Here is a 3,687-nt window from a genome sequence, read left to right on the forward strand (position 1 = left end):
GCAGCTTGTCTTCTTCTGTAAGCCGCTTCGGTGCGGCCGAGCCTTTAGGCCTGCCCTTCGATTTCGGTTTCAACGCCGTCTTTGCGCCATTTCCGCGCCCAGTCTTTGACGAGCAGGTCTGACGACAGTCCAAACTCGAGGGCAGATCCGAGAGTGTCTAATGGTTTGTGTGTGGGAACCTAACCCGCATAAGGAGATGGACCAGAATGACTACTGTGGCACGACGAGATCTAAGCTGATAAGGCCAAGATTGATGCGATTGAAAAGAAGCTGCTTGCTAACCCTGAAATCGCGAAGCTGATTGATGACCTAGGCACGTCTACAACGGATGCCAATGACTTGGTCCGCGGCATGTTGCAGGCCTCGATTACCAGGGGACTCAACGCTGAAATGGATGCCCACCTGGGCTACGAGTCTGGCGACAGGAGCGCTAAAGCTGCTGCTGGGACAGACAATTACCGCAACGGGTCGTATCCAAAGACCGTGGATTCTAACTACGGGCCAGTGACCGTTGATGTCCCGAGGGATCGGGCTGGAACATTCTTGCCGACTATGGTCCCTAAAGGTTCTAGGCGCTTGACTGATGTTGATGACATGATCGTCAGCTTGTATGCCGGTGGGATGACAATTAGGGATATCCAGCATCATATGGCAACGGCGATGCGTGTCGATATTTCCCATGAGACGATTTCTGCGGTTACTGACGCCGTGCTCGATGAGGTTATGGTCTGGCAAAACCGCCAGCTAGACGAGTTCTACCCCGTGGTTTTCCTGGACGCGTTGCGCATTAAAGTCCGCGACGACGGCCGAGTAGTCAACAAATCTGCGTACATGGCAATCGGCGTGGATCTCGACGGTATTAAGCACATTTTAGGATTGTGGATTGCCAAGGAAGAAGGCGCTTCATTCTGGGCGCAGGTATGCGCCAACTTTTCTAACCGTGGGGTCAAGGACGTCTTTATCGTCTGCTGTGACGGGCTGAAAGGCCTGCCAGAGGCAGTTGAGGCAACCTGGCCGAACTCTATGGTGCAAACCTGTATCGTGCACCTGATTCGCGCCGCTAACCGGCAGGTCACCTACGGGGATCGCCGGGGCGTATCAGCCGCGTTGAAAAAGATTTACACTGCCACGGACGAGCCCACAGCACAGGTTGCTTTAGACGAATTTGAAGCCTCCGAGCTGGGTGAGAAATATCCCCGCTCAGTCAAGGTCTGGCGTGATGCGTGGGCGCGTTTCGTACCGTTTCTGCAGTTCCCGCCAGCAGCCAGAAAGGTCATCTATACGACGAACTCCATTGAGTCGTTCAACAATGAGCTGCGTAAAGCTACCCGCAACAGGGTGCAGTTCACCAACGATGAATCAGCGATAAAGACGCTGTGGTTGATGATCTGCAACATCGAAGACAAACGAGCCGCAAAGAGGGCAAAGCAAGGCAAACGAGTCTCAGCGACAGCCGGCAGACTCATGGAAGGAGCCCGAGTTTCCGGCTGGAAACAAGCCATTAACCAAATGGCCGTGGCCTACCCCGACAGCTTCGACAAATACCTATAAACCTAGCCCCACACACAAACAACTTGACACCCTCCGAACAAGCAAGCATTGATAGATGCAGGTCTGCACTACATTTTGTCGGTGAAACCCCACCGTGCCTGAGGTGATTGAAACCTGGCGGCGGGAAATCCCTGGTGAAGCCTACGCCCACGGCCAGATCTGGACACAAGCCTCGGCAAGCGATGCGCGCAAACACACAACCCCGAATACGGTGCCCCACTTCCAGTACTCCTATGATCGGGCCAGACGCGGCCTGCGCGGAATCAAAGAGCAAGTCGCAAAAGCCAAACGCGCTGTTGACGGCGAAATCGCCATTAAGCGCAACCGCTATTTCGATCTTTCCACCCCGAACAAGAAGGTCAACTACGCTCTCGCTGCCAAACACCGAGCCCTAGCCGGAATTAAAGGCTATGAAACCGACCTGACCGCTCTTCCCGCCCAGGAGGTTATCGGGCATTACCGTAGGCTATTCCACATTGAAAATGTCGTATCGGATGTCGAAATCAGACCTGAAAGCACGCCCAATCTATGCGAGGAAACAAAACTCGATCACAGCACATCTCAATATTGTGATGGCAGCACTAGCCGTGACCCACCTGATGGAGACCCGCAGTGGTCACTTCATCAAACGCCTCGTGAGAACACTCAAGAAATACCGCAGCTTTCAACTCGTCGTTGGCGGCGAAACCATTCACGCCGCCGTACCATTCCCGCCCGACCTCACTGCCACCATCCAAGTAATCACCGGCCGCGAACTTCCGCACAAAATTGGCCTAAGTTAGGTTAGAAGGGAATCAGCACACCGTCTCGTGGGATTCGTGCTCTGGGTGCTCAATCTGGATGGTGGAGTGCTCGATACCGTGTTCGCGCAGGGCCTGCTGGGCGGCATCCAACAGCGGGCCGGTGCCGACGGTGCCGTCGCGCACGATATGCACGGTCGTGAGCACGTTCACGCCGTCCAGGCTCCACAGGTGCAGGTCGTGGATGTCAGCAACGCCCTCGACCTGCCGCAGCGCGGGCTCGATCGCACTGGCGTCGAAGTCCGCCGGGACTTGCTCGAGCAGCACGCTCGTCGAAAGCCGCATGAGCTGCCAGGCGCGCGGCAGCACCATCACCGCGATCGCTAGGGAGGCGATCACGTCCGCCGCCACAAACCCCGTGGTCAGTACCACGATGCCGGCCACGATTACTGCGACAGAGCCGAGCATATCCACTAACACGTGCAAGAACGCGCCCTCCACGTTGATCGAGGATTTGCGGTGCCGGTGCAGAACCCACGCCGATAGCGCATTCGCCACCAGGCCGATCACCGCGATGATCAGCATCGTTTTTCCCTGCACTTCGGCCGGGCTCTGCAGGCGGCGCACCGCCTCGACGACAATCCACACCGAGATCGCCAGCACCATCACTGCGTTCGCCAGTGCAGCAAGCACCTCCACTCGTCGGTAGCCGTACGTGGCCTGAGCCGATGCTTGTCGGCGCCCAACCAACACCGCTAACACCGCGATGATCAACCCCGCAGCGTCGGAAAGCATGTGCATCGCATCCGCCATCAGCGCCATCGAACCCGCCAACCAGCCGCCGATCAGCTCCGCGAAGAAGACGGTGCCGGTAATGCCTAGCGCAATCAAGAGTGCGCGCAGCGGCGTGCTGGAGTGATCGTGGTCGTGGTGCTCGTGTGCCATGCACTCAGCCTATCCCCGTCGACGCTTATTGACAATTAAATGCAAATGGATGGCGGTAAGCGCAGCCACTGAGGCCAAGTCGGCCTGCTTTAGGTCATTGTGCAGTTGTCCTTTGAATGTGTAGAGAAGCTGAAACATGAACAACCAAAAAGTAGGGTTAAGTAGCAGAATGTGTGTCCGTTCGGCGTGTTGCGGCGCGGGTACACGGTTAGTTACTTCATGGGGTCTTTTCTGATTCCTATCGAGTGTTCGTACTCGGTTGGGATAGCGTTGTCGTAGAAGGCTGGTCGGCCTGTTTCTTGGTCGGCTTTGTTGTGGTTTTCTTCGGCAAGATCGTTGACTTTGGCGAGTTGATCTTGGCCATAATTGCACTGCCGGGCCTGACCCCCGGAAAGTGGACACGTCGGGGGTTAGCTATGCTGCTTTGGTCAGTGTAGCTGATGTGAGTGCT

General features: G+C 56.2%; 2 protein-coding genes and 3 pseudogenes. 2 read left to right on the forward strand and 3 right to left on the reverse strand.

What is annotated here, in order from left to right; genetic code table 11:
* Nucleotides 1-143 (reverse strand): annotated as a pseudogene (locus ABRP98_RS11585) (IS3 family transposase); the annotation flags it as partial.
* Nucleotides 144-249: 106 nt separating this feature from the next.
* On the opposite strand from ABRP98_RS11585, the gene ABRP98_RS11590 reads away from it, so the two are divergent.
* Entirely contained in the window at nt 250-1,551 is a 1,302-nt protein-coding gene (locus tag ABRP98_RS11590) for an IS256 family transposase (RefSeq protein WP_502878804.1), read from the forward strand.
* Nucleotides 1,552-1,587: 36 nt separating this feature from the next.
* Nucleotides 1,588-2,333: pseudogene (locus ABRP98_RS11595) on the forward strand (IS1634 family transposase); the annotation flags it as partial.
* A gap of 12 nt (nt 2,334-2,345) precedes the next feature.
* Here the strand turns inward: ABRP98_RS11595 and ABRP98_RS11600 are convergent.
* Together ABRP98_RS11600 and ABRP98_RS11605 are read right to left on the reverse strand one after the other, a co-directional pair.
* On the reverse strand, nt 2,346-3,236 hold the full coding sequence (locus ABRP98_RS11600; protein WP_284852650.1) for a cation diffusion facilitator family transporter: 891 nt from the start codon (nt 3,234-3,236) through the stop codon (nt 2,346-2,348).
* A gap of 212 nt (nt 3,237-3,448) precedes the next feature.
* A pseudogene (locus ABRP98_RS11605) lies at nt 3,449-3,616 on the reverse strand (IS1249 family transposase); the annotation flags it as partial.
* Nucleotides 3,617-3,687 lie beyond the last annotated feature (71 nt).

This window comes from Corynebacterium sp. KPL2838, from assembly GCF_040225455.1.
Classification (GTDB): Bacteria; Actinomycetota; Actinomycetes; order Mycobacteriales; family Mycobacteriaceae; genus Corynebacterium; species Corynebacterium rhinophilum.

Coding starts and splice junctions, on each gene's coding strand:
- ABRP98_RS11600 (WP_284852650.1), bottom strand. CDS start 3,236: ATGGCACACGAGCACCACGACCACGATCACTCCAGCACGCCGCTGCGC.